The sequence below is a fragment of the Bauldia sp. genome (assembly GCF_020442045.1).
Classification (GTDB): Bacteria; Pseudomonadota; Alphaproteobacteria; order Rhizobiales; family Kaistiaceae; genus Bauldia.
In genome coordinates this window covers 1-22,606 of record NZ_JAGRLA010000125.1, presented here as the reverse complement: position 1 = coordinate 22,606, position 22,606 = coordinate 1, and the positions used below count along the sequence as shown (strand labels likewise).

Here is a 22,606-nt window from a genome sequence, read left to right as displayed (position 1 = left end):
GGCGCCGATCGTCGGCGTTCCCGTCGATCCGAAAAGCCCGCGATAGTCGATCGGCTCGAATCCGAGCCGCTGGCTGTTGCCGGCGAGCTCCGCCTCGATCTCGGCGAGCGGCGTCCCGGCCCGGGCCGAGATGACGAGCTCCGCCGGTTCGTAGAGCGTGATGCCGGTCAGATTGGCCGCCGACAGGGTCGCGGCGGTCTGCATCGGCCGGCCGAGCCCGGCGCGGGTGCCGCCGCCGGCAACGGCGAGCGGTGTCGTCCGCGCGGCCGCGTCAGCAACCGCGGCGACGAGTTCGGCCTCGTCGCCGGGCGCAATGGCTGATGGTCCTACGGACACGGAAGCCCCCCCGCCCGCGCGGAGGCCGCCGTCGTCAGAACGACATGGCGGTGAAATGGACGCCGAGATAATAGGGCCAGACCACCAGCGCCCACACCCCCCGCCAGAAGCCGAGGTCGAGGAAGCCGAGCGTGAAGAGCCAGCCCGCGAACCACAGCAACCCGATGGAACTGTGCTGTTCTATCCTGATCTTTTCCATACCCGATCATGCCAAGGTGTTCGGTCGTGCCATTGATATGGCTCAAAACGGCGCAACACATTCGTTCAGGCCGCCACCGTCGGCCGGCCGTCGAGCGGGAAGACCTTGGCCGGATTGAGCTTCCAGCCAGGATCGAAAATGCTCTTGATCCGCATCTGCTGGTCGAGGTCGGCCTTGGAATATTGCACCGTCATCAGGTCGCGCTTCTCGATGCCGACGCCATGCTCGCCGGTCAGGCAACCGCCCGCCTCGACGCAGGCCTTGAGGATGTCGGCGCCGGCATATTCCGCCTTGGAGAGCTGGTCGGGATCGTTCATGTCGTAAAGCACCAGGGGATGCAGGTTGCCGTCGCCGGCATGGAAGATATTCGCCACCGCCAGGCCGTAGCTTTCGCAGATCTCGGTGATCTTGACGAGCACCTCCGGCAGCCGGCTGGTCGGGATGACGCCGTCCATGCACACATAGTCGGCGATCCTCCCCATCGCCCCGAAGGCCGACTTCCGTCCCTTCCAGATCGCCGCGCTCTCGGTCGCCGACTGCGAGATGCGTGTCGTCGTGGGATTGAAGGCTTCGGCAATGGCCGTGATCCAGGCGATCAGGTCGGCGATCTCGGCCTCCGAGCCTTCGACCTCGATGATCAGCAGCGCCTCGACATCGAGCGGGTAGCCGGCATGGGCGAAGGCCTCGCAGACCTTGATCGCCGGGCGGTCCATATATTCGATGGCGACCGGAATGATGCCGGAGGCGATGATCGCGGCGACGCAGCCGCCGGCGGCTTCCGCCGAATCGAAGCCCATCAGCATCGGACGCGCCCCGTCGGCGGCCCGCAGGATCCGGACCGTCGCCTCGGTGACGACGCCGAGCTGCCCCTCCGAGCCGATCACCAGGCCGAGCAGGTCGTAGCCCGGCGCGTCGACCTCGCTGCCGCCGATCTCGACGACCTTCCCGTCGATCAGCACCATCCTGACGCCGAGGATGTTGTTGGTGGTCACCCCGTATTTGAGGCAATGCGCGCCGCCCGAATTCATCGCGACATTGCCGCCGATCGTGCAGGCGAGCTGGCTCGACGGGTCGGGCGCGTAGAAGAAGCCCTCGCCCGAAACGGCATTGGTGATGTTGACATTGGTGACGCCGGTCTGGACCCGGGCGATACGGTTCCCGTAGTCGATGTCGAGGATGCGGTTCAGCCGGGCAAGCCCCAGCACCACCGCGTCCTCGGAAGGCAGCGCCCCGCCGGACAGCGACGTCCCGGCGCCGCGGGCGATCACCTTGGCGCCGGTGCCGTTGAGAAAGGCGAGAACCCGGGAGACCTCTTCGGTCGATCCCGGCAGCGCCACCGCGAGCGGCACCGCGCGATAGGCGGTCAGCGCGTCGGTCTCGTAGGCCCGGCGCTCGTCCTCGGCCGAGATCACGTGCTCCGCCCCAAGGATCGACACGAGCCCGGCGACGATCTCGTCGCGGCGGGCGATCACCGCCTGATCGACCGGCGGCATGGCGATATTGGTCATGGACGCTGTTTCTCCCTCGCGCCGCATGATATCCGAAAGACAGCGTGCCGCCACCCGGCACGAGAATGCAGTTCGAGTTGATCCGTCCATGCCGTGCCTGCTATCGACATCCCCCGCGACGACAGCTCCCGGACAAGCGAGGATGAATGGCGGACGATAAGGCGCGACGGCCGAAGGTAGGGCTATTCGTCACCTGTCTGGTCGATCTCTTCCGCCCGACGGTCGGTTTTGCCGCGGTCAAGCTGATCGAGGCCTCGGGCTGCGACGTCGAGGTTCCGGCGGCCCAGACCTGTTGCGGCCAGCCGGCCTACAACTCGGGCGATACGGCGGACACCCGCGCGATCGCCGAAAGCGTCATCGCCGCCTTCGAATCCTATGACTATGTCGTCGCGCCTTCCGGGTCCTGCGGCGGCATGCTCAAGATCCACTATCCTTCCCTCTTCAACGACGACCCGGCCTGGAAATCGCGTGCCGAGGTCTTCTCGGCCAAGGTCCACGAGCTCGTCAGTTTCCTCACCGACGTCCGTGGCATGAAGGGCGTCGACGCCAGGTTCCCGAAGACGGTGACCTATCACGATTCCTGCGCCGGCCTCCGTGAGCTCGGCATTCGCGACCAACCCCGCACGCTCCTCGCCTCAGTCGAGGGGCTGGAGCTTAAGGAGCTCAACGGCGCCAATGTCTGCTGCGGCTTCGGCGGCACCTTCTGCGTCAAATATGCCGACATCTCCAATGCCATCGTCTCGGAGAAGACGAAGGAGATCGCGGCGTCGGGCGCGGAGACCCTGCTCGCCGGCGACATGGGCTGCCTGATGAACATGGCCGGCAAGCTCCAGCGCGAGAAGCGGCCGGTCTCGGTCCGCCACGTCGCCGAGGTGCTCGCCGACATGACCGGTGACGTGCCGCCGATCGGCGAGACGACGAGCGACTGACGATGCAGATCACCTCCCCCGAATTCAAGCAGAACGCCCGCGCGGCGCTCGCCGACCCGAACCTCCAGAAGGCGCTCCGCCACGTCCGCTCGAACTTCATCGACAAGCGGGCCAAGGCGGCCGGCGCGCTGCCGGAATTCGAGGCGCTGCGCGACAACGCGCGCGACATCAAGAACCATACGCTCGCCCATCTCGACCTCTACCTCGAGGCCTATGAGGATCGCGTCCGCCAGGCCGGCGGCGAGGTCCACTATGCCGAGACCGCCGAGACCGCCCGCGACATCATCCGCTCGATCTGCGAGCGGGCCGGCGCGAAGACGGTCACCAAGGGCAAGTCGATGATCGCCGAGGAGATCAACCTCAACGACTATCTCGAGGAACACGGCATCACGCCGGTCGAGACCGACCTCGGCGAATACATCATCCAGCTTCGCCACGAGCCGCCGAGCCACATCATCGCGCCGGCCGTCCACCTGACCCGCGAGCAGGTCGAGGAGAGCTTCCGCAAGTCGCATACCGACCTTGCGCCGGACCGCGACCTGACCGAGCCGACCGAGCTTCTCGCCGAGGCGCGGGCCAAGCTCCGCGAACGCTTCCTCGCCGCCGATGTCGGCATCACCGGCGCCAATTTCCTCGTCGCCGAGACCGGCACCTCGGTGATCGTCACCAACGAGGGCAACGGCGACCTCACCCAGATCCTGCCGCGCGTCCACATCGTCATCGCCTCGATCGAGAAGATCACGCCGACCCTCAACGACGTCAGCCAGATCATGCGGCTGCTCGCCCGCTCGGCCACCGGCCAGGACATGTCGGTCTACACCACCTTCTCGACCGGCCCGCGCCGGCCGGAGGACCCGGACGGCCCGGACGAATACCACGTCGTCATCCTCGACAACGGCCGGACCGGGATGCTCGGCTCGGACTTCCAGGAGGCGCTCCGCTGCATCCGCTGCGGCGCCTGCATGAACCACTGCCCGGTCTATCACGCGATCGGCGGCCACGCTTACGGCTGGGTCTATCCCGGCCCGATCGGCGCGGTGCTCGATCCGCAGCTGATCGGCGTCGACAAGGCCGGCAATCTGCCCAATGCCTCGACCTTCTGCGGCCGCTGCGAGGCGGTCTGCCCGATGCGGATACCGCTGCCGAACATGATGCGGCACTGGCGCGAGCGGGAATTCGAGCGCCACCTGTCGCCCGCCGTGGCACGCTATGGCATCGGCTTCTGGGCCTTCTTCGCCAGGCGCCCGCGCCTATACCAGTGGGCGACCCGCCTCGCCATGCGCGTGCTCGCCAACCGCGCCATCGGCAAGGGCCGCTACACCTCGCTGCCGCTGGCCGGCGGCTGGACGAAGTATCGCGACTTCCCCGCTCCGGAAGGGCGCACCTTCCAGGAGCAATGGTCGGCGCGGAGGAAGGCGTCGTGAGCGACCGCGAGGTCATCCTCGGCAAGATCCGCCGCGCGCTCGCCGCCGACGGCAACGACGTCGGCCGCCGCGCCATCGTCATCGCCCGGCTCGAGGGCACGCCGCGCGGCATCATCCCGGAACGCGGCCAGCTTCCGCAGGAGGAGCGCGTCGCGCTGTTCACGACCATGGCGGAGAAGGTGTCGGCGACCGTCGGCCGCATTGCCGCGCTGGAAGACGTGCCGCGGGCGGTGGCGGAATTCCTCCGCAAGCACAACCTGCCGGCGTCGTTGCGGATCGGCGCCGACCCGCTGCTGGCCGATCTCGCCTGGGACGGCACCCAGATCGCGGTTTCCCACGGTCCGAGCGACGGCGGCGATCCGGTCGGCCTCAGCCATGCCGTGGCCGGCATCGCCGAATCCGGGACGCTGGTCCTGACCTCGGGTCCGGACAATCCGACGACCCTCAACTTCCTGCCCGAGACCCATATCGTCGTCATCCGCGCCGCCGACATCGCCGGCGACTACGAGACCGTCTGGGACGAGGTCCGCGAGACATACGGCAAGGGCCATATGCCGCGCACAGTGAACATGGTGACCGGTCCCTCGCGCTCCGCCGATATCGAGCAGACCCTCCTCCTCGGCGCCCACGGGCCGCGGCGCCTGCATATCGTGGTGGTGGGGTAGCAAGGCGAAGCTGGCGGGCCAAGGGGCCGCTTCGCTGATCCTGCGGGCGTGAATGAGGCCGGCAGGCTATTGGTCAGCCACTCGCTGTCAGCCCTTTCTCCGTTTCATCCTGCGCTCCAGCCCGCGGACCAGCAGCGAGATGCCGATCGTCATCACCAGGTAGAGATAGGCGACGACGTTGTAGGTCTCGAAGAAGCGGAAGGTCGAGGCCGAGTAGACCTTGCCGAGCTGGGTGATGTCCTGGACGCCGAGCGCCGACACCAGCGCCGAATCCTTGATCATCGCGACGAAGTCGTTGCCGAGCGGCGGCAGCACGGTCCTCACCGCCTGCGGCAGGATGATGAAGCGCATCATCTGGCTTCGCTTCAGCCCGAGCGATTCGGCTGCCTCGATCTGGCCCCGCGGCACCGCCTCGATGCCGGCGCGGAAGATCTCGGCGAGGAAGGCCGAGTAGCTGACCATCAGCGCGAAGATCGCCCGCCATTCCATGCTGAAGTCGCGGACGCTCATCGCCGGGAACCAGCCGCCTTCGATCGGCACCGCGAAGACCCAGTTCCATGCGACGACGATCTGCGGCGCGCCGACGAAGGCGACGTAGAAGAGCAGCACCAGCACCGGCACGCCGCGCACGATCTCGATGTAGAAGGTGGCGATCTCCCGCAGCACCCGCCGCCGCGACAGGCGGCCGAGGGCGACGATCAGCCCGAGGGCGATGGCCAGCGCGAAGGCGACGAGGGAGACCCAGAGCGTCACGGCGACGCCCTGCCGGAGCGCCCGGAAGATCGTCGCATAGTCGCCGTCGGCGGTGATCAGCCAGGCGAAGAGGATGCCGAGCAGGATGATCGCCAGCAGCCAGTAGGGGATCTCGGGGCGGGCCTTCGCCGGCCCGCGGCCGCCAGCTACGGACATAGCCCCGGCCCACGCCCCCTCTCCCCCCTTGTGGGGGAGACAGCGAAGCTTCGGCCGGCGAAGCCGGCGCTGACGCAAACCGGGGAAATCCGGCCTCCCCCACACGGGGGGAGGCAGATGGGGAGCGCGTCCGAAAAACTCACTGCTTGCTCTGGTAGTCGAAGAACCATTTCTTGTTGAGCGCCTCGAGCGTCCCGTCCTCCTCCATCTCGACGAGCGCCGCGTTGACCGGCGCGACGAGGTCGGAGCCCGGCGCGAAGATGAAGCCGAAGGCCTCGGTGCCGAGCGGCTCGCCGACGATCTTGAAGGAATCCGGCGAGGCGCCCATGTAGCCGGCCGCACTCGCCGCATCCATCAGCACGAGGTCGACGTCGCCGGATTTCAGCGCCTGGACCGAGGCGCCGAAGGTCTCGAAGAGCTTGATGCGCGGATTGTCCTCCTTGCCGTCGAGGACGTTGTAGACGGCGGTGTAGAAATTCGTCGTCCCGGCCTGGGCGCCGACCAGCAGCTCCCCGTCCGCCGCGAAGGATTCCGCGTCGGTGAAGCGGTCCTCGTCGGCCCTGACCAGCATGAACTGCTCGGAGATCATGTAGGGATCGGAGAAGTCGACCTGCTGCTGCCGCTCCTTGGTGATGGTGATGCCGTCCATCCCGATGTCGAACTGCCCTTCCCTGACCGCCTGGATCATCGTGTCCCAGCTCGACAGGTTCCACTCGACCTTCATGTTGAGGCGCCTGGCGATCTCGTTGACCGCGTCATATTCCCAGCCGATCCCCTCGCCGCTCGCGGGGTCGGCGAAGTTCAGCGGCGTATAGGCATTCTCGGTCACCGCCCTGACGACGCGGCCGTCGAGGTCGGGCAGGTCGTCGGCGAGGACGGCGTTGGCGGAGGCGATCAGCGCCGCGGCGGCGATCAGGCTCGAGGCTCGGAACATGGCGACAACTCCTGCAGATGGGATTGGCCCCCAAGTCTATCCGCGCTTGGCGGACGGGAGAAGCCGCGCGAGGGACCCGACTTGCCTATGTCGGACAGAAACGCGAGGATGCCCGGCAAATCCGATCATTCGGGGCGGCATTCCGGGAGGCAAAAATGCTGTCGACGCGAATCCGTGGCGGTTTCGGCACCGCAATCCTTCTGCTTCTGGCAGCGCCCACTCTGTCCCACGCCGGCGAGGCGACCCGGGCGATGGTCGACGCGGCGATCCCGAAGATCCAAGCCTATATCGAGGAGAACGTCGCGGCCGGCCAGGTGCCCGGCCTCTCGGTCTCGATCGTCTTCGATGGCGAGGTGGTCTACGCCAGGGGCTTCGGCCTCCGCGAGGAAGGCAGGCCCGATACCGTCGACGCCGAGACGGTGTTCCAGATCGCATCGCTGTCCAAGCCGGTCGCCTCGACCGTCGTCGCCGGAATCGTCGGCGATGGCGTCGTCGACTGGAACAGCCGGATCGCCGACATCGATCCCGGCTTCCAGCTCTTCGAGGCCTATCCGACCGAGCAGGTCACGCTCCGCGACCTCTTCTCGCATCGAAGCGGCCTGCCCGGCCTCGCCGGCACCGAGCTCGAAGCGCTCGGCTACGACCGCGACACGATCCTCCATCGGCTCAGGCTGGTCCGGCCGTCGTCGAGCTTCCGTTCCGGCTATTCCTACAGCAACTTCGGACTGACCGAAGGCGGCGTCGCGGCGGCGAAGGCGGCGGGCATGTCGTGGGAGGAGGTTTCCGATCGCCTCTACCGGCGTCTCGGCATGGGCAGCACGAGTTCCCGCTATGCCGACTTCCTGGACGAGGCGAACCGCGCGACGCTCCACGTCCGCTATCAGGGAAAATGGCAGGCGCTGGCGAAACGGCTGCCCGACCCACAGGCCCCGGCCGGCGGCGTCAGCTCCAACGTCGTCGACCTTGCCAACTGGATGCTGCTGCAGCTCGATGATGGCCGCTTCGGCGGCGAGGCGGTCATCGATCCCGACGCGCTCGCCGCGACCCACCAGCCGGTCTTCCCGCAAGGCACCCATCCGATCTACCACGCGCCGGCCTTCTACGCGCTCGGCTGGGGCGTGATCTACGGCGAACACGGCGAGATGTTGTCCCATGCCGGAGCCTTCAGCAACGGCGCCCGCACCGTGGCGACGCTGCTTCCGGCGGATCGCCTCGGAATCGTCGTGCTCGCCAATGCCTTTCCGACCGGCATGCCGGAAGCCGTCGCCAACACCTTCATCGACTTCGTCTTTAATGGCCAATCGACCCGCGACTGGCTGGGCGACTGGAACGGGCTCTACAATTCGATGTTCGATCCGGTCAACGCGGCGCAGAAGGCAAAATTCGCGAACCCGCCGTCGCCGCATTCCGAGCCGCTCCCGGCCGCCGCCTATGTGGGAACCTATGCCAACCCCTATATCGGCGAGGCACTCGTCACCGGCCAGGATGGCGGGCTTGCCGTGCGGCTCGGCCCCGATGGCGTGAAGTCCTTCCCGCTGACGCCCTTCGACCGCGACCTCTTCGTCTACCACCCGATGCCGGAAGCACCCGACGTACCGGTGGGCGTGGCCTTCGACATCGGCGCCGACGGAAAGGCAACCGCGATCACGTTCGAAGACCTCGAAGACGCAGGCTTCGGAACGCTGCCGCGCGTCGAGGAGTGACGGCGCAGGCCCGGCTCAGATCAGGTCGACCCAGCGCCGCGCCAGTGCGATCCCCAGGGCGTCGGCCTGCGGTCCGTGACGCTCCGCCTCGGCGGGATAACGCTCGGCCCAGTCCGGCGTGTGGCCGGCGATCTCGGCTTCGAAGGTATCGTTCCAGTGCGACACGACCGTCCGGTCGGCCTCGAAATGGAACTGGATGCCATAGGCCGCGCGGCCGATGCGGAAGGCCTGGATCGGGGTCCGGTCGCTCGAGGCGAGGTGCACGCCGCCCGGCGGCAGCGAGAAGGTGTCGGTATGCCAGTGGAAGGTCGGCGTCGGCGCGTCGAGGCCGCCGATCAGCGGGTCGTCGCGTCCGGCTTCGGTCGGCGAGATCGGATACCAGCCGAATTCGATCGGCCGGCCGAGGATGTTCTCGGCCCCGTATCCCCTCGCGACGATCTGGGCGCCGAGGCAGATGCCGAGCACCGCCTTGCCGGCTTCGCCGAAGCGGCGGCTGAGCGCGGCAAGCGCGGGGAGGTAGGGATAGTCCTGGTCGTCGAGCGCCGTCTGGTCGCCGCCGAGGACCACCAGCGCATCGTGTCCCTCCTCGGTCGACGGGACAGGCTCGCCTTCGAAAGCGCGGACGATCGCGAGATCGGCGCCGGCGTCCTCCAGCGCCCGGCCGACGAGGCCAAGCGGGGTCGAACGGTAATTCTCAATCACCAAAACGCGCATCGGCGGAATCCGTTGGGAAGACGCGGTCCGGTCGAGACTGTTAGCATGCCGTCGGGATTGAAGGGAGCACCGCGGCACGATGTGGCTGGGCGAAGCGAAGACGCCGGACGGGATGCGCCTTTATGCGATCGGCGACGTCCACGGCTGCGACAGGCTGCTGCAAGACGCATATGCGGCAATCGCCGCCGATCTCGACGTGAACCCGGTCGCCGATCACCGCATCATCCATGTCGGCGACTATGTCGACCGGGGACCGGCTTCGGCCGGCGTGATCGAGCGGCTGTCCGCGCTTTCGGAGAGCGATTCCCGCGTCGTCTGCCTGCTCGGCAACCACGACCAGATGGTTCGCGATTTTCTTGCCGACCCGGTCGGCGCCGGGCCGCTCTGGCTGACGAATGGCGGCGACGCGACCCTGCGCAGCTACGGGCTTGACGCTTTCGGCACGGAAACGCGGCGCCGCTTGCGTGACCTGCGCGACCGCTTCGCGGCGGTCCTCCCGGCTGCGCATCTGGACTTCTTCGAGGGGCTGTCCCTCGCGGAACAGCTCGGCGATTTCTTCTTCTGCCACGCCGGCATCCGGCCGGGCGTCCCGCTCGACGAGCAGTCGCCGGAGGACCTGGTCTGGATTCGCGACGAGTTCCTGTCCGATGCCCGCGACCACGGCGTCGTCGTCGTCCACGGCCACACGCCGCAATCCAGTCCCGAGGTGCTGCCCAATCGTATCAACGTCGATACCGGCGCCGTCTTCGGCGGGCCGCTGACCGTGCTGGCGCTGGAGGGGACTGGCTATAGGTTCCTGTGAACGGCAAGGAGGCGCGCCCGGCAAGGGACGCGCCTCGATGCTTGGCCGCTACGGCGGGACCGGAACGGTCAGTCCTTCGGCTGCGGCACGATCCGGATATAGGGCTTCGGCTCCTTCCAGCCGGCGGGCCAGATCGTCTTGGCCTCGTCGTTCGAAACCGAGCCGGAGATGATCACGTCCTCGCCGGGCTGCCAGTTCACCGGCGTCGACACCTTGTGCCTGGCGCTGAGCTGCAGCGAATCGACCACCCGGAGGATCTCGTCGAAGTTGCGGCCGGCCGACATCGGGTAGATCATCATCAGCTTGATCTTCTTGTCCGGGCCGATGACGAACACCGTCCGCACCGTCTGGTTGTCGGCGGCGGTGCGGCCTTCCGAGGTCTCGCCAGCGCCGGCCGGCAGCATGTCGTAGAGCTTCGACACCTTGAGGCCGGGATCGCCGATCATCGGGAAATCCGGCGCCGTCCCCTGCGTCTCCTCGATATCCTTCGCCCACCCGGCATGGTTGTCGACCGGATCGACGCTGAGGCCGATCACCTTGACATCGCGCTTGTCGAAATCCGGCTTCAGCTTGGCGACAGCGCCCAGCTCGGTGGTGCAGACCGGGGTGAAGTCCTTGGGATGCGAGAAGAGGATCCCCCAGGAATCGCCGAGCCAGTCATGGAAGCGGATCGGTCCCTGGGTCGTCTCGGCCTCGAAATCGGGTGCGGTATCGCCAATGCGCAATGACATTTTGGTTGTCCTCTGGAGCGGATGATACGCAACAGGAATAGTTGCATGCTTGGATTTAGGCGTGGCGCTGCTGGCCTTCAAGCGAGGAAAATGCCGCAGATCCGCCGGCTTTGGAACGCGATCGCGCCGGCCATCGAGGTGAGCGGATTATCGTTCCAATCGCGTCTTCCGGCCGGTGATCGGGGCCGCGGCCGTCAGGCCGCGACCGACGGCACCGAGATGTTGTCGAGGGACGAGACGATGTGTTCGGCGAGCGCGTCGATGATCGGCGAGGACTGCCTGTTCCACGACCGGACGATACCGATCTCGCACATCGGCAGGCGCGGGAAGCCGTCATTCTCTCCCAGCACCCGCATGCCCGGCCGCAGCGCCGATTCGGCGAGCGCCGTCACCGCCAGCCCCGCCGATACCGCGGCGGACACCGCCGTCGAGTTGCTGCTCTGGTAGAGGATGCGGAACTTGCGCCCGGTTTCGGTCAGCGAATCGATCGCCGCGGCGCGCCACAGGCAGGGCGCCTTGTAGAGGGCGAGCGGCAGCACCTCCTCGTCCTCCGGCGCATGCTGGGCCGAGGTCACCCACAGCAGCGGCTCGCGGCGGATCACTTCGACGGCGCCCTCGCCGCAATTGGTGACGATGGCGAGATCGAGCTCACCGGCGCGGGCAAGGTTGATCAGGTCGAGGGACTGCTCGCAGATGACCGACACCTCGACGCGGGGGTTGGATCGCGAGAAGCGCGCCAGCACGCCGGGCAGGAACCGCTCGGCATAGTCGTCGGGTGTGCCGAGGCGGATCGAGCCGCTCAGCTCCGTCTCGTCGAAGGCGGCGATCGTCTCGTCGGAAAGCCGGATCATGCGCCGGGCATAGCCGAGCAGCCGCTCGCCGTCCTCGGTCAGCCGCGAGGCGCGGCCGTCGCGCATGAAGATCGGCTTGCCGATCCGCTCCTCGAGGCGACGCATCTGCATCGATACCGCCGACTGCGTCTTGAAGACGATGTCCGCCGCCCTGGTGAAGCTGCCGGTCTCGGCGATGGCGATGAAGGTGCGAAGCTGGTCGAGGTCGAGCGTGACGGACATCCTGCCCCCGGCATAAACATCAGAGATGCTGATGTTCAATATTAGAAACATTCGTTGGAATGATCAATCCGCCTCCTGCATGTTTCGGGTGTCGCGGGTGCCCCGCTCCCCGGATAGTGCCCCAACGGACCGCGTCCGCGACCCTTGACACGAAGCTCAGGAGGCCGTCATGGCCACGACCGAATTGACCACGCCGGCGTTTGCCGGCGGCACCTTGCTGCGCCTTGCCGGAACCGCGGCGTCGCGCGCCGTGGCCCTGTTGAGGGCATGGCGCAACCGCCACCAGGTCGCCCGTCTGCTCGCCCTCGACGCCCGGATGCTCAGCGACATCGGCATCACCCCGGGCGACGTCCGATCGGCGATGGCGATGCCGGTCTCCAGCGATCCGTCCAGCCATCTCGCCGATCTGGCGCAGGAGCGCCGGACCGCCCAGCGTGCCCGCCTCGGGCAGATTCGCCGCGCCGAACGCCGCTCGCGGCCCTGACGGAGCACCCTTTCTGCGGAGTCTCCGGTCCCCTGGGGCTCTGCCAACCTGGCCCGCCGGTCTCGGCGGGCCTTTTTTTTGGCCATCGACCCGCTTGCCTCCACCGGCTCCGGGCGATATCGGCGGTAGCGTCATGGCGCGCTACGACTTCCGCACCTATCGCCTGTTCGTCCCGGAGACGCTCGCACCCGGCGCGCGCCTGGCGCTCGACCGCAAGCAGGCCAATTATCTGGTCAATGTCCTCAGGATGGGAGACGGCCAGGCCCTCCTCGTCTTCAACGGCCGCGATGGCGAATGGCGGGCGACTCTCGCGTGCGAGGGGCGCAAGTCCCATAGCCTTGTCGTCGGCGAAAGGGAGCGTGCGCAACCCGCCCCGTCCGGCCTCGACTACCTCTTCGCTCCGCTGAAACAGGCGCGCCTCGACTATATGGTCGAGAAGGCGGTCGAGATGGGCGCCGGCCGCATCCGGCCGGTCCTCACCCAGCATGGCCAGGTCGGCCGCATCAACCGCGACCGGCTCGCGGCCCATGTCGTCGAGGCGGCCGAGCAATGCGGCATCCTCTCCCTCGCCACCGTCGACGAACCGCGCCCGCTCACCGCCCTCCTCGAGGCCTGGCCGGAAGAGGAGCCGGGACGGCGCATCGTCTTCTGCGACGAAGGCCATCCGGGCGACGACCCGGTCGCCATCCTGGCGGCGCTGCCACCCTCGCCGCTTGCGGTCCTGGTCGGCCCCGAGGGCGGCTTCTCCGAGGCCGAGCAGGAGCGCCTCCGCGCCCTTCCCTTCGTCACGCCGCTGCCGCTCGGGCCCCGGATCCTGCGCGCCGATACCGCCGCGGTCGCCGCGCTCGCCCTCGTCCAGGCGATTCTCGGGGACTGGGCGCGGTAAAAAGCCTCGGTGGCAATCGCCAATCTAGGAGTTGTCGGGGCCGATCGCCGTCGCTAAGTTCGACGCCCTGTCTTCTGGAAAGAATCTGGAATGGCCCGCGACGTCTCTGACGCGACGCCGATCGTTTCACGCGACCAACTCGTCGAATCGCTGTCTTCCGGCTGCAAGCCGGCAAGCCAGTGGCGGGTCGGCACCGAGCATGAGAAATTCGGCTTCTACCTCGAAAACCATGCCCCGGTCCCCTACGAAGGACCGCGGGGGATCGAACGGCTGCTCAAGGCGATGGAATATCTCCTCGGCTGGCATCCGATCTACGATAACGAGCGGATTATCGGCCTGACCGACCCGACCGGCCTCGGCGCCATCTCTCTCGAGCCCGGCGGTCAGTTCGAGCTCTCCGGCGCGCCGCTCGAAACCGTCCACCAGACCTGCCGCGAGGTGAACGGCCACCTCGCCCAGGTCCGCGAATGCGCGACGCCGCTCGGCATCGGCTTCCTCGGCCTCGGCGGCTCGCCGAAGTGGACGCTGGCCGAGACGCCGCGCATGCCGAAATCGCGCTACGACATCATGACCCGCTACATGCCGACCGTCGGCAGCCGCGGCCTCGACATGATGTACCGGACGTGCACCATCCAGGCCAATCTCGACTTCTCCGACGAAGCCGACATGGTGCGCAAGATGCGCGTCGGCATCGCCCTCCAGCCGATCGTCACGGCGCTCTTCGCCAATTCGCCCTTCACCGAGGGCAAGCCCAACGGCCTGCAATCCTGGCGCTCCTGGGTCTGGCTCGACACCGACAACCAGCGCTCGGGCATGCTGCCCTTCGTCTTCGAGGATGGCTTCGGCTTCGAGCGCTATGTCGACTGGGCGCTCGACGTGCCGCTCTATTTCGTCAAGCGCGGCGACACCTATCACGACGTCGCCGGCGCCTCCTTCCGCGACCTGATCGAGGGCAGGCTGCCGCAGCTTCCGGGCGAGACGGCGACCATGTCCGACTGGGAGAACCACCTCACCACCCTCTTCCCCGAGGTGCGCCTCAAGCGCTTCATCGAGGTGCGCGGCGCCGACGGCGGTCCCGGCCGGCGCATCTGCGCCCTGCCGGCCTTCTGGGTCGGGCTCTTCTACGACCAGGCGTCCCTCGACGGGGCATGGGACATGGTCAAGGACTGGACCGCCGAGGAGCGGCAGGCGCTGCGCGAGGCGGTCCCCCGGACCGCGCTTGCCACCCCGTTCCGCGATCGCGCCGTCCGCGACATAGCCCGCGACGCCGTCAAGCTGGCGCGGGCCGGGCTCGCCCGCCGCGCCAGGCTCAATGCCGAGGGCAATGACGAGACCGTCTTCCTGCCGTCCCTGGAGGAGATCGTCGCGACCGGCGAGACGCAGGCCGAGGCGCTGCTGCGCGAATACCGGACCGTCTGGCACGGCGATATCGACAGGATCTTCACCGAATACGCCTATTGACCGGTGGGTGTTTCATTTGATCGCGCGCAACGCATCGCGGATCGGCAAGGCGGTATCCTCGACCGGGGTCGCGATCTGAAGAGGGAGTTCGAAAATGCCGGCGAATCCAGGTTCGGGTGTCCGTGACATCCTCGTCATCGTCGATCTCGGGGGAGAACGCCGCGCCGCGGTGGTCGCCGCCGATCTTGCCCGGCAACTGGAGGCGCACCTCACCGGCCTGTCGATCGTCTACGAGCCGCTGATCCCCGTCTACACGTTCGCGGCGCCGATCCCGACCGATTTCGTCGTCGCGGCACGCGAGCAGAACGTGGCAGACGCCAGGGCGGCGCTCGAGGCCTTCGAGGCGATCGGCCGGCAGGCCGGTATCAGCGTCGAGAGCCGGACCAGCGAATCGATAGCCGGCGACAGCTTCGTCGCCGTCGTCAGGAACGCGATCCTCGCCGACATCGCCGTCGTCGGACAGGAAGACCCCGACCGGCCGGAGCCGTCCCGTGAAGCCGTCATCGAGGCCCTGCTCTTCCAGGCCGGCATACCGACGCTGATGGTTCCCTTTGCCGGGGTCAGCGAATTCACCGCCGACAAGGTGGTGGTCGCCTGGAACGGCAGCCCCGCCTCGGGCCGTGCCGTTCGCGCCGCGATGCCGCTTCTGACCAATGCCCGGGAGGTCCTCGTCGCGATGGTCGACGAGGGCTGGGAGAAGGAGGGCGAACCCGGCGCGGAGATCGGCGCCTATCTCGCCCGCCACGATCTCAACGTCACGGTGCGGACCATCGAGAACGCGACCAACGGCGCTGGCGAAGCGCTCTTGTCCTTCGCTGCGGCGGAAGAGGCCGACTGGATGGTGATGGGCGCCTATGGCCACAGCCGGCTCAGGGAATTCCTGCTCGGCGGCGCGACCCGCCACGTGCTCGCCAACGCGACCCTTCCGATCCTTATGTCGCACTGAACGGGGGGCGGCGCGCGCCGCCCGGCCCGGCCGGGATCACCTCATCCGACCGGCCCGGTCGCGCCATTCCGTCGGCGTCGTGCCGCTCCATCGTCGGAAGGCGTGGACGAACGAGCTCGCCGATGCGTAGTCCAGGGCGACGGCGATGTCGGTGATGCTGAGCGCGCCAAGCCTCAGCAGCTCGCGCGCCGCCGTGTAGCGCACCTCGTCCCTGATCGCTTCGAAGGTCGTTCCCTCCTCACGCAGCCTGCGCCTCAACGAGCGCGGATGGATGCCGAGATACGAAGCCACGTCGCCCATCTTGGCCCGGTCCACCAGGAGCAGGTGGCGCAGCACATGGGCCACGAGGCCCCGCATCTTCTTGCGCGCCGCCGCCAGATCCGGCGCGAGGTCGGCAAGGGCGGCGCCGTGCAACGCGTCATCGGCCTCCGGCGGTGCCAGGCCGAGATTGGCGGCGCCGAGGACGAGGCCGGTCTGGGTCTGGCCGAAGCGGATCGGACACCGGCCGAGAATGCGGTAGGGCTTGAGGTCCTTCGGGGCCGCCCGCGAGGAGAGAAGCTCCTCGGGTTCGACGGCGCCTCGCGTCAGTTCCGCGAGAAGACAGCAGCCGACCGCCAGGACGACGTCGTGAACATAGGGTGAGGCCCGGATAGCCGGATCGTATATGCCATAGCCGAGGACGACGTCCCGCTCGGCCCGAATGAGGTAGACGGTGCCGCCGGTGGAATTGCCGATCTGGAAGGCCGCGAATTCGGCCATCGCCTCGCCCAGGGTCGCGGCGTGGCGCATCACCCGTCCCAGGGGGCCGAGCGCGGCGAGCGTTTGGCGCCGCCCGAGCAGCAGCCCGAAATCCTCCCGTCCGGTGATCCTGACCGCGTTGTCGAGGATCGCGAGATACGCCGCATAGGGGATGAAGACATCGGGCTTCAGCGCGTCCGCTGCCACGCCGGTACCCGCAAGCACCGCGTCGGGATCGACGCCGAGCTCGGTCAGCAGGGCCGGCAACGGCACCAGCGAGGCCGCGCGCTGGATCGCGGGTGTTCCAGTCTTCATCCGAGCAGCCTGTCCCTAAAAAGCAACCGCCCGCAAGCGCATTCCGCTATCGATCGCGTGCGCTCGAGCCGTGGTTCGACGATAGCTGGCGGCCGGGCGGGATCACGCCGGTCGCCGACTGACCAACGGTCAGGCGATCACGAAACGCCAGGGACGACCGGGCCTAGCGGAACTGCCCGAAATAGGCCGAGCGCGACGGCAGCAGGTTGAAGTCGACTTCGCGGTCGCCGCACTTGCCGGGCATGAGCTGGCGGATCTGCCAGCGCCCCGAGGCGAGATGCGCGTTGTAGCCGGGCCAGGCCTTCGCATTGGCAAGCCAGCAATAGTCGGCGAGGCCGCGATCGAGGATGGTGCTGCACACCTGCCCGCTGCCGTAGACGCCGACGCGATAGAGGTTGCCGCGCGCGCTGACGGTGCGCCGGACGTCGGTGAAATAGCGGGTGATGTCGGCGATGTCCTTGTCGCTCGACCACGGCCCGTCGACGGCGAAATAGATCGCGCTGCCGACCGGCTGGCCGACATCATGGGCGAGCGTCAGCGCCCGGATCGCATCGGCCTTGCCGCGCTTGTGGTCGCGGAAGGTCGAGATGCGCTGTCCCCAGTGCTGGAAGACGACCAGGATGTGGAATCCGGCCTGGGAGATCTGCATCCGCTCTTCGAATGTCAGCGTCTTGCCAGGCAGCGTCTCGTCCTTGTGGTCGAAGTAGCGGATGATGGTGTGGACGCCGACCTCCCGCATCTTCTTGAGGAAGGCGGCCGTCACCGGAGCCGAGGTGTCGGCGGCCATCATGCCGCTTCCCCGATAGCAGTGATCGGCGGATTGGTGCGAGCTGGAGGCCATCGCCTCGCCGCACAGGGCAACGACAAATGCCGCGGCCGTGAGTGAAGAAAGCGCCCGATTGCGCATGACCGATCCCCGTATCCTTGACGGCCATTCCGGTACAATTTGCCGAAAAATACCGCCCGGCGGGTAACGAGGTGGTTAAGACACCGCGGCGGCGGCGGAGATGGAACCGTCGGTCTTTGGCTACTTCAGGTCGATCTCGCGGCGCAGCAGGTCGACGGCGGATTCGACGATCCGGACTTCCGATGCCGGCACCCCGGTGAAGGAGCATTCCCAGTTGGCGCCGTCGGTCTCGCGCCGGGGAATGCGATAGATATCCGGATGGATCGACCCGGCGTCGCCGAGCACCAGCGTTCCGAGCTTCTCCCGCAGTCGCTCGGCGATCTCCTGTCGAGTCAGCGCAAGCTTCGCCATCCCTGCCTCCGGCGGCAATGGCCCACATCTTGATGATATCATTTGACAGGAAGATGTCGCGAGGAACGCGAACGGAGCGGACTATTCGTCGCCAATGACCGGACGGGAGCCCCGCGGCGACCTTGTCGGACGATCAGGAGGCACCACGAGGCGACGCTGAACGTCGATGAAGGCGACAAGCCGGTGTTCCGGGGCAAGTCCCGGCCTGTCGTGGACAGGCGGCTATTCGGCCGGCTCGATCTCGGGCATGTCATAGGCCTTGAACGCCGCGACATCCGGCCGATAGGCCCGCATCAGGAACGACCAGCCGTCCTCCGGCGTATAGGCGAAGTTCGGCGCCAGGTCGCGACAGTCCTCGCCGCCGAAAGCCACGGTGAACGAGCCGTCGTCATTCAGCACGATATCGCGGTTGGAGCTGACGATATTGTCCTCGTTCGACATCAGGTATTTCCCGGGGCCATAGACGGTGATCGAGAAGAAGGCCTTCGCCGGCACCGGCGGATAGGTGGCGGTGTAGCAATCGCCGCCCTTCACCCCGGCCAGGCCATAAGGCTTGTACATGGCGTTCTCGTCTGCCGAGAGCCCCCATGCGCCGGCGGTGACGTAGGTGAAGCGCTCCCAGTCGTCGACCTCGTCGGTCTTCTTCCGCATGGTGTCGAAGGTGTCGTCGAGCTTGTCATATTCGACGAGCATCGCCGCGCGCACCTTCTGCATGGTCTCGAGATCGGGCCTCGGCAGGTCGTCGATGCCGGCGGCGCCGGTGATCCTGTATTGCGGCTGCAATTCGTCGACCACGTGGGCGACGTCCTTCTCGCTCCCGTCGGTGCCCATGCGCACACCGACCGCGACATAGTCGGTGTCGAAGTCGTCCGCCGGGAATTCGTGGGTGCCGCCGCCATAGAGGTAGAATGGCGTCATGTGGTTTTCGGTGATGATCTGGACGGAGAGGAAGCGATCGCCGACCTCGGGCAATTCCAGCGTGAAGCCGTCGCGGGCATTCACCGTCGCCAGCGAATAGATCGTATCGTTGTTCGGCGAGACGACCCAGGTATCCTCCGCCGAGGAGAGACCGGGGAAATGATAGAATGTGTTGACCCCGACGCGATCGATGAAGTCCGCCATGAAGGCGCGGGATTCGGCCTGGATATAGTCCCGCGGCGTCATCCCGTGGTCGGCCGGGTCGGCGGCCCAGCCGCTGCTGTCGACATCCGGGATCCCGGCCAGGGCCGTGGCGGGAATCAAGGCGAGAAGTGATACAGTGGCAAGCAGCTTCCTGAGCATGGTCTGATCCTCCAGGGTCTTCGCTTGTTGCAAGCCGTGACGGGCGCCTCTCGTCGATCCGACGCCCGGTAGGCTCCAGACATCCGCACGTCCTAATTGAGGGGCTGATGCAGTTCGAGTAGCCTGCTGATGCGTCATATGCATCAGCAGGCCCGCCATGTTCGAAGCGCTGAGATACGCCCGGGAACTGGCCCGCTACGAGAATTTCCGCCGGGCCGCGCAGGCGATCGGCATCAGCCAGTCGCAGCTCTCCAGGCGGATTCAGGCTCTTGAGGTGACACTCGGCTGCGCCTTGTTCGAGCGCAGCAAACAGGGCGTCTCCATCACTCCCGAGGGCTCGCAAATCCTCGACGAGGCCGCGATCCTGCTGAAGGCCGAAGAGGACTTCGCGGCCAGGGTCTCGGAGATCCGGAAGACATCACAGGTGGAGCTCAGGATCGGCGCCGGCGCCTTTGCGTCGCAGTCCTGGATGCCTGCCGCGATTGCCGAATTGGCGAAGACCCGTCCGGCCGCCTCGATCAGCGTGCGCGAGATGGACTGGTGGCGGCTCGCCGACGCGGTCCGCGACGGCGAGGCCCATATGGCGATCGGCGAACGCATCGAGCCCGAGGACAATCCGGACATCGTCGTCGAGCGTCTTCCCGAGCGCGACGTGCGCTTCTTCGTTCGTGCCGGACACAAGCTGGACGGCCGCAACCGTCTGACGATCGATGAGATCGCGGAATTCCCGCTTGCCGCCCCACGCCTGCCCGCCCGCATCCGCCGGTTCCTCCCCGTCGGGACGAAGCTCGGCACGATGTCCGGGGACGGCCGGTTCTTCCTCCCCGCGATCGAGTCGGCGACGCCGCGATCGATGATCGGCGTGGTCCTGGCCTCGGACGCGGTTTGTGTCACGCTCCCGGAAATGTGTACCGAGCATCTGAAATCCGGCGCACTTGTCGAATTACCCTTCCACCCACCATGGCTCAGGAACCAGCAGGCCATCATGTATGCGCGGGGGAAGCCGCTCCCCGATGCCGCGCTGGCGTTTCGGTCGGCTGCCAAGCTGGCCGAGCGCAGGTATTTCGCTGACGCCACCGCATCACCCAGCCACCGAACAGCCCGGAACCCGAGGTCCGGCGGAGCAAGGAGGACGACATGACAATTCTCTCCAACGGGAACAACAGCTACATCGCCGTCGCCAACGGTGAGATCGTCTATGCGCTGGACGGCAGCGACTTCATTTTTGGCGGCGGGCGCTCGGGCACGGTCCTTTATGGAGGACAGGGAAGCGACGCCATGTTCGGCTACGGCGGCTATGGCGACATGTACGGCGGCACGGGCAACGACTGGCTCTACGTCAACACAATCGATAGTGGCGTCGTCGATCTCTATGGCGGCGAGGATGATGACGTCATCCAGAATGCCGGAAGCGGCGGCGCCACCATGTACGGCGGCGGCGGCGCCGACGGCATCTTTGGCGGCTCCGGGGACGACTACATCTACGGCGGCGAGGACGACGACACCGACACGGCAAGCGTAACGGCGGGTGGCCTCCACAAGATCCTCAGTGTGGCTGGCCTCTATGGCGGTGGCGGCGACGACTATATCGACGGCGGCCGGGGCGATGACTACCTCGAAGGCGGTCCAGGCGACGACAAGCTGTATGGCGGCGACGGCGACGATGTCCTGTCGGGCGGTCTCGGCAGGAACAAGATGTGGGGTGGCGACGGGAGCGACGCCTTCCTCTTCGATGTCACACCCGCGGCCGGGACCTATGCCGACATCAAGGGCTTCGTGCACGGAACCGACAGGATCTGGCTTGAGGATACGATCTTCACCGCGCTCGGCGACAAGGTCGGCCGGAAGGAATTCTACGAGGGCAAGAACGCCCACGATAAGAACGACTTCCTCATCTACAAGAAGGAGACGAAGCTCTTCTACGACGAGGACGGAAAGGGCGGCTCGGGCAAGGTGCTGATCGCCAAGTTCGACAAGGGCACGCACCTCGACCACCACGACTTCTTCATGGTGTGACCCGCCCGGCCATGCGCGCCGGCGTGGTGAAGCGCGCCATCGCGGCCCCGCCTCAGATCACCATGAAGTCGGCGTGGTCGAGGAAGTCGAGGTGCTTGCCGATCCTGGCGAAGGCGACGGGGTTGTTCGTGTCCGATCCGTGCTTGAGGTAGAGCAGCCAGCCGGTATCATCGTTGTAGACGACCTTCTGTTGCGACGTCTTGGCTTCGGCGCCGACATGGAAATGGGACGAGTGCAGCGTCCCCTTCGGGCCAATGCCGGGGAAGGCCGATTTCACGAGCGCGATCATGTCGCCGTCGCTGAAGTCGGTCACCTTGTCCGGCTGGTGCGGGTTGGCGAAGACGAAGGTGTCGTCGTCGTCGCCGCCGGTCAGCTTGTCCTTGCCGGGACCGCCGTTCAGCGTGTCCGAGCCGGCATCGCCCTTCAGCGTGTCCCTGTGCTTGCCGCCGACAATCAGATCGTCACCATCGCCGCCGTAGATGTGATCCTTGCCGCCGGCGCCATGGAGTGAGTCGTTGCCGGCATCGCCATGGATGGTGTCGCTCGCCTTGCCGCCCTTGATCGTGTCGTCGCCTTCGAGGCCGGAGAGGTCGTCCTTGCCGCCCTTGCCCTTGATCAGGTCATCGCCGTCGGTCGGCAGCGCCTGGCCGGCGACGGTGTGGGTGGCGTCGACGAGATCGGCCGCCGGGGTGCCGATGATCGTCGCGGCGGTCGCGGACAGCACCACGTCGTTGCCGTCGCCGCCGTGATAGGTGATCGTCATCGCCCGCTGGTCGAGGACGAAAGAGGCCCCCTCGGCGAGCCCGGCGAAGGTGCCGGCGACCGCGTCCGCCCCGTCATTGTCGATGATGGTGAAGCTGTCACCGACCGAGGGGACGAAGCCGGGGAGCACGTCGCCATCCAGCGACGCGCCGCCGAGGCTGACCGTCCCGGTCACCTTGACCTGATCGTAGCCGCCGATGCCCGGCGTCGTCCCGGCGAGTTCGACCGCGAAGGTCGCGCCCGCCGCCAATGCGACGTTGCCGGTCGAGAGGATACCGGGGCTTGCCCCCGGCGCCAGTGTCCCGCCCGCCATGACGGTGACGCCGCCCGTCATGCCCTTGCCGCCGAGCGTGCCGCCCGACTTCACCGTCACCGCCGAGGTGATCGACCCGTCGACCTGGAGCTTGCCGCCCGCGACCGTCGTCGGGCCGGTATAGGTGCTCGCGCCGGAGAGGGTTTGCGTGCCGGTGCCGATCTTGGTCAGCGACTGTTGGCTGGTTTCCACGATCTTGCCGGCGTAGGTCGCATCGGC

24 protein-coding genes are annotated in these 22,606 nt (G+C 67.1%); 11 read left to right on the top strand and 13 right to left on the bottom strand.

The genetic code is table 11. The annotated features are described in order from the left end of the window. The 3 genes from KDJ86_RS14205 to KDJ86_RS14195 all read right to left on the bottom strand — a co-directional run. The coding region (locus tag KDJ86_RS14205) for an FAD-binding protein (protein WP_291747045.1) at positions 1–336 on the bottom strand (336 nt) is incomplete at its 3' end. Positions 337–370: 34 nt separating this feature from the next. Further along, positions 371–535, bottom strand: a complete 165-nt coding sequence (locus tag KDJ86_RS14200) for a hypothetical protein (protein WP_291747042.1) — start codon at positions 533–535, stop codon at positions 371–373. Between the two features lie 65 nt (positions 536–600). Then, a complete protein-coding gene (locus KDJ86_RS14195) occupies positions 601–2,043 on the bottom strand; it encodes an FAD-linked oxidase C-terminal domain-containing protein (protein WP_291747040.1) in 1,443 nt (480 codons plus the stop codon). Between the two features lie 146 nt (positions 2,044–2,189). Here KDJ86_RS14195 and KDJ86_RS14190 point away from each other — a divergent pair, with 146 nt between their 5' ends. From KDJ86_RS14190 to KDJ86_RS14180, 3 genes are read left to right on the top strand one after another with little or no spacing between them, the layout of a single operon-like run. Further along, the gene (locus tag KDJ86_RS14190) at positions 2,190–2,972 is read left to right on the top strand and encodes a (Fe-S)-binding protein (protein WP_291747036.1); all 783 of its coding nucleotides are present in this window, start codon (positions 2,190–2,192) and stop codon (positions 2,970–2,972) included. A 2-nt stretch (positions 2,973–2,974) separates the two neighbouring features. After that, positions 2,975–4,396 carry a LutB/LldF family L-lactate oxidation iron-sulfur protein gene (locus tag KDJ86_RS14185; RefSeq protein ID WP_291747033.1) on the top strand — a complete coding sequence of 474 codons (1,422 nt, stop codon included), beginning with the start codon at positions 2,975–2,977 and terminating at the stop codon, positions 4,394–4,396. Then, complete coding sequence (locus KDJ86_RS14180; RefSeq protein WP_291747030.1) at positions 4,393–5,061, top strand: LutC/YkgG family protein; 669 nt, start codon at positions 4,393–4,395, stop codon at positions 5,059–5,061. Before KDJ86_RS14185 ends, KDJ86_RS14180 begins: the two co-directional genes overlap by 4 nt. A gap of 87 nt (positions 5,062–5,148) precedes the next feature. Here KDJ86_RS14180 and KDJ86_RS14175 read toward each other — a convergent pair whose 3' ends face one another. After that, entirely contained in the window at positions 5,149–5,970 is an 822-nt protein-coding gene (locus KDJ86_RS14175) for an amino acid ABC transporter permease (protein WP_291747027.1), read from the bottom strand. A 139-nt stretch (positions 5,971–6,109) separates the two neighbouring features. After that, positions 6,110–6,904 (bottom strand): transporter substrate-binding domain-containing protein, encoded by a 795-nt coding sequence (locus KDJ86_RS14170; protein ID WP_291747024.1) that lies wholly within the window; start codon positions 6,902–6,904, stop codon positions 6,110–6,112. A gap of 155 nt (positions 6,905–7,059) precedes the next feature. Between KDJ86_RS14170 and KDJ86_RS14165 the strand changes: the two genes are divergently transcribed. Then, positions 7,060–8,607, top strand: a complete 1,548-nt coding sequence (locus KDJ86_RS14165) for a serine hydrolase (RefSeq protein ID WP_291747021.1) — start codon at positions 7,060–7,062, stop codon at positions 8,605–8,607. 15 nt (positions 8,608–8,622) lie between these two features. Here the strand turns inward: KDJ86_RS14165 and KDJ86_RS14160 are convergent, their stop codons facing one another. Next, complete coding sequence (locus KDJ86_RS14160; protein ID WP_291747019.1) at positions 8,623–9,321, bottom strand: type 1 glutamine amidotransferase; 699 nt, start codon at positions 9,319–9,321, stop codon at positions 8,623–8,625. 79 nt (positions 9,322–9,400) lie between these two features. On the opposite strand from KDJ86_RS14160, the gene KDJ86_RS14155 reads away from it, so the two are divergent. Further along, positions 9,401–10,123: a metallophosphoesterase family protein gene (locus KDJ86_RS14155; protein ID WP_291747016.1), complete on the top strand. Its 723-nt coding sequence runs from the start codon at positions 9,401–9,403 to the stop codon at positions 10,121–10,123. A 68-nt stretch (positions 10,124–10,191) separates the two neighbouring features. Here KDJ86_RS14155 and KDJ86_RS14150 read toward each other — a convergent pair whose 3' ends face one another. Next, on the bottom strand, positions 10,192–10,854 hold the full coding sequence (locus KDJ86_RS14150; protein WP_291747014.1) for a peroxiredoxin: 663 nt from the start codon (positions 10,852–10,854) through the stop codon (positions 10,192–10,194). 194 nt (positions 10,855–11,048) lie between these two features. After that, a complete protein-coding gene (locus KDJ86_RS14145) occupies positions 11,049–11,927 on the bottom strand; it encodes a LysR substrate-binding domain-containing protein (protein ID WP_291747011.1) in 879 nt (292 codons plus the stop codon). Between the two features lie 169 nt (positions 11,928–12,096). On the opposite strand from KDJ86_RS14145, the gene KDJ86_RS14140 reads away from it, so the two are divergent. The 4 genes from KDJ86_RS14140 to KDJ86_RS14125 all read left to right on the top strand — a co-directional run bounded on the left by KDJ86_RS14140 (position 12,097) and on the right by KDJ86_RS14125 (position 15,704). Continuing rightward, positions 12,097–12,411: a YjiS-like domain-containing protein gene (locus KDJ86_RS14140; RefSeq protein ID WP_291747008.1), complete on the top strand. Its 315-nt coding sequence runs from the start codon at positions 12,097–12,099 to the stop codon at positions 12,409–12,411. Between the two features lie 133 nt (positions 12,412–12,544). After that, entirely contained in the window at positions 12,545–13,297 is a 753-nt protein-coding gene (locus tag KDJ86_RS14135) for a 16S rRNA (uracil(1498)-N(3))-methyltransferase (RefSeq protein ID WP_291747006.1), read from the top strand. A gap of 90 nt (positions 13,298–13,387) precedes the next feature. Beyond that, positions 13,388–14,758 (top strand): glutamate--cysteine ligase, encoded by a 1,371-nt coding sequence (locus KDJ86_RS14130; protein ID WP_291747003.1) that lies wholly within the window; start codon positions 13,388–13,390, stop codon positions 14,756–14,758. A 94-nt stretch (positions 14,759–14,852) separates the two neighbouring features. After that, a complete protein-coding gene (locus tag KDJ86_RS14125; protein ID WP_291747000.1) occupies positions 14,853–15,704 on the top strand; it encodes a universal stress protein in 852 nt (283 codons plus the stop codon). Positions 15,705–15,740: 36 nt separating this feature from the next. On the opposite strand, the gene KDJ86_RS14120 is transcribed toward KDJ86_RS14125, so the two are convergent. From KDJ86_RS14120 to KDJ86_RS14105, 4 genes are all read right to left on the bottom strand, one after another. Then, positions 15,741–16,757 carry an AraC family transcriptional regulator gene (locus KDJ86_RS14120; RefSeq protein ID WP_291746998.1) on the bottom strand — a complete coding sequence of 339 codons (1,017 nt, stop codon included), beginning with the start codon at positions 16,755–16,757 and terminating at the stop codon, positions 15,741–15,743. Between the two features lie 163 nt (positions 16,758–16,920). Continuing rightward, positions 16,921–17,544 carry a glycoside hydrolase domain-containing protein gene (locus tag KDJ86_RS14115; protein ID WP_291746994.1) on the bottom strand — a complete coding sequence of 208 codons (624 nt, stop codon included), beginning with the start codon at positions 17,542–17,544 and terminating at the stop codon, positions 16,921–16,923. Positions 17,545–17,784: 240 nt separating this feature from the next. Further along, positions 17,785–18,015, bottom strand: coding sequence for a hypothetical protein (locus tag KDJ86_RS14110; RefSeq protein ID WP_291746992.1), 231 nt, complete (start codon positions 18,013–18,015; stop codon positions 17,785–17,787). Between the two features lie 222 nt (positions 18,016–18,237). Next, positions 18,238–19,296, bottom strand: coding sequence for a DUF1254 domain-containing protein (locus KDJ86_RS14105; RefSeq protein ID WP_291746988.1), 1,059 nt, complete (start codon positions 19,294–19,296; stop codon positions 18,238–18,240). A 157-nt stretch (positions 19,297–19,453) separates the two neighbouring features. On the opposite strand from KDJ86_RS14105, the gene KDJ86_RS14100 reads away from it, so the two are divergent. Beyond that, positions 19,454–20,437 (top strand): LysR family transcriptional regulator, encoded by a 984-nt coding sequence (locus KDJ86_RS14100; protein WP_291746987.1) that lies wholly within the window; start codon positions 19,454–19,456, stop codon positions 20,435–20,437. Next, the gene (locus KDJ86_RS14095; protein ID WP_291746984.1) at positions 20,434–21,312 is read left to right on the top strand and encodes a calcium-binding protein; all 879 of its coding nucleotides are present in this window, start codon (positions 20,434–20,436) and stop codon (positions 21,310–21,312) included. The genes KDJ86_RS14100 and KDJ86_RS14095 overlap by 4 nt, the downstream gene beginning before the upstream one ends. A 52-nt stretch (positions 21,313–21,364) precedes the next feature. Here KDJ86_RS14095 and KDJ86_RS14090 read toward each other — a convergent pair. Further along, on the bottom strand, positions 21,365–22,606 hold a 1,242-nt coding region (locus KDJ86_RS14090; RefSeq protein WP_291746981.1), incomplete at its 5' end, for an autotransporter-associated beta strand repeat-containing protein.

Bases quoted from the DNA above. Each gene is read 5' to 3' on its own strand.
- KDJ86_RS14200 (WP_291747042.1), bottom strand. From the start codon at position 535: ATGGAAAAGATCAGGATAGAACAGCACAGTTCCATCGGGTTGCTGTGG.
- KDJ86_RS14195 (WP_291747040.1), bottom strand. From the start codon at position 2,043: ATGACCAATATCGCCATGCCGCCGGTCGATCAGGCGGTGATCGCCCGC.
- KDJ86_RS14190 (WP_291747036.1), top strand. From the start codon at position 2,190: ATGGCGGACGATAAGGCGCGACGGCCGAAGGTAGGGCTATTCGTCACC.
- KDJ86_RS14185 (WP_291747033.1), top strand. From the start codon at position 2,975: ATGCAGATCACCTCCCCCGAATTCAAGCAGAACGCCCGCGCGGCGCTC.
- KDJ86_RS14175 (WP_291747027.1), bottom strand. From the start codon at position 5,970: ATGTCCGTAGCTGGCGGCCGCGGGCCGGCGAAGGCCCGCCCCGAGATC.
- KDJ86_RS14170 (WP_291747024.1), bottom strand. From the start codon at position 6,904: ATGTTCCGAGCCTCGAGCCTGATCGCCGCCGCGGCGCTGATCGCCTCC.
- KDJ86_RS14165 (WP_291747021.1), top strand. From the start codon at position 7,060: ATGCTGTCGACGCGAATCCGTGGCGGTTTCGGCACCGCAATCCTTCTG.
- KDJ86_RS14160 (WP_291747019.1), bottom strand. From the start codon at position 9,321: ATGCGCGTTTTGGTGATTGAGAATTACCGTTCGACCCCGCTTGGCCTC.
- KDJ86_RS14155 (WP_291747016.1), top strand. From the start codon at position 9,401: ATGTGGCTGGGCGAAGCGAAGACGCCGGACGGGATGCGCCTTTATGCG.
- KDJ86_RS14150 (WP_291747014.1), bottom strand. From the start codon at position 10,854: ATGTCATTGCGCATTGGCGATACCGCACCCGATTTCGAGGCCGAGACG.
- KDJ86_RS14145 (WP_291747011.1), bottom strand. From the start codon at position 11,927: ATGTCCGTCACGCTCGACCTCGACCAGCTTCGCACCTTCATCGCCATC.
- KDJ86_RS14140 (WP_291747008.1), top strand. From the start codon at position 12,097: ATGGCCACGACCGAATTGACCACGCCGGCGTTTGCCGGCGGCACCTTG.
- KDJ86_RS14135 (WP_291747006.1), top strand. From the start codon at position 12,545: ATGGCGCGCTACGACTTCCGCACCTATCGCCTGTTCGTCCCGGAGACG.
- KDJ86_RS14130 (WP_291747003.1), top strand. From the start codon at position 13,388: ATGGCCCGCGACGTCTCTGACGCGACGCCGATCGTTTCACGCGACCAA.
- KDJ86_RS14125 (WP_291747000.1), top strand. From the start codon at position 14,853: ATGCCGGCGAATCCAGGTTCGGGTGTCCGTGACATCCTCGTCATCGTC.
- KDJ86_RS14120 (WP_291746998.1), bottom strand. From the start codon at position 16,757: ATGAAGACTGGAACACCCGCGATCCAGCGCGCGGCCTCGCTGGTGCCG.
- KDJ86_RS14115 (WP_291746994.1), bottom strand. From the start codon at position 17,544: ATGGCCGCCGACACCTCGGCTCCGGTGACGGCCGCCTTCCTCAAGAAG.
- KDJ86_RS14110 (WP_291746992.1), bottom strand. From the start codon at position 18,015: ATGGCGAAGCTTGCGCTGACTCGACAGGAGATCGCCGAGCGACTGCGG.
- KDJ86_RS14105 (WP_291746988.1), bottom strand. From the start codon at position 19,296: ATGCTCAGGAAGCTGCTTGCCACTGTATCACTTCTCGCCTTGATTCCC.
- KDJ86_RS14100 (WP_291746987.1), top strand. From the start codon at position 19,454: ATGTTCGAAGCGCTGAGATACGCCCGGGAACTGGCCCGCTACGAGAAT.
- KDJ86_RS14095 (WP_291746984.1), top strand. From the start codon at position 20,434: ATGACAATTCTCTCCAACGGGAACAACAGCTACATCGCCGTCGCCAAC.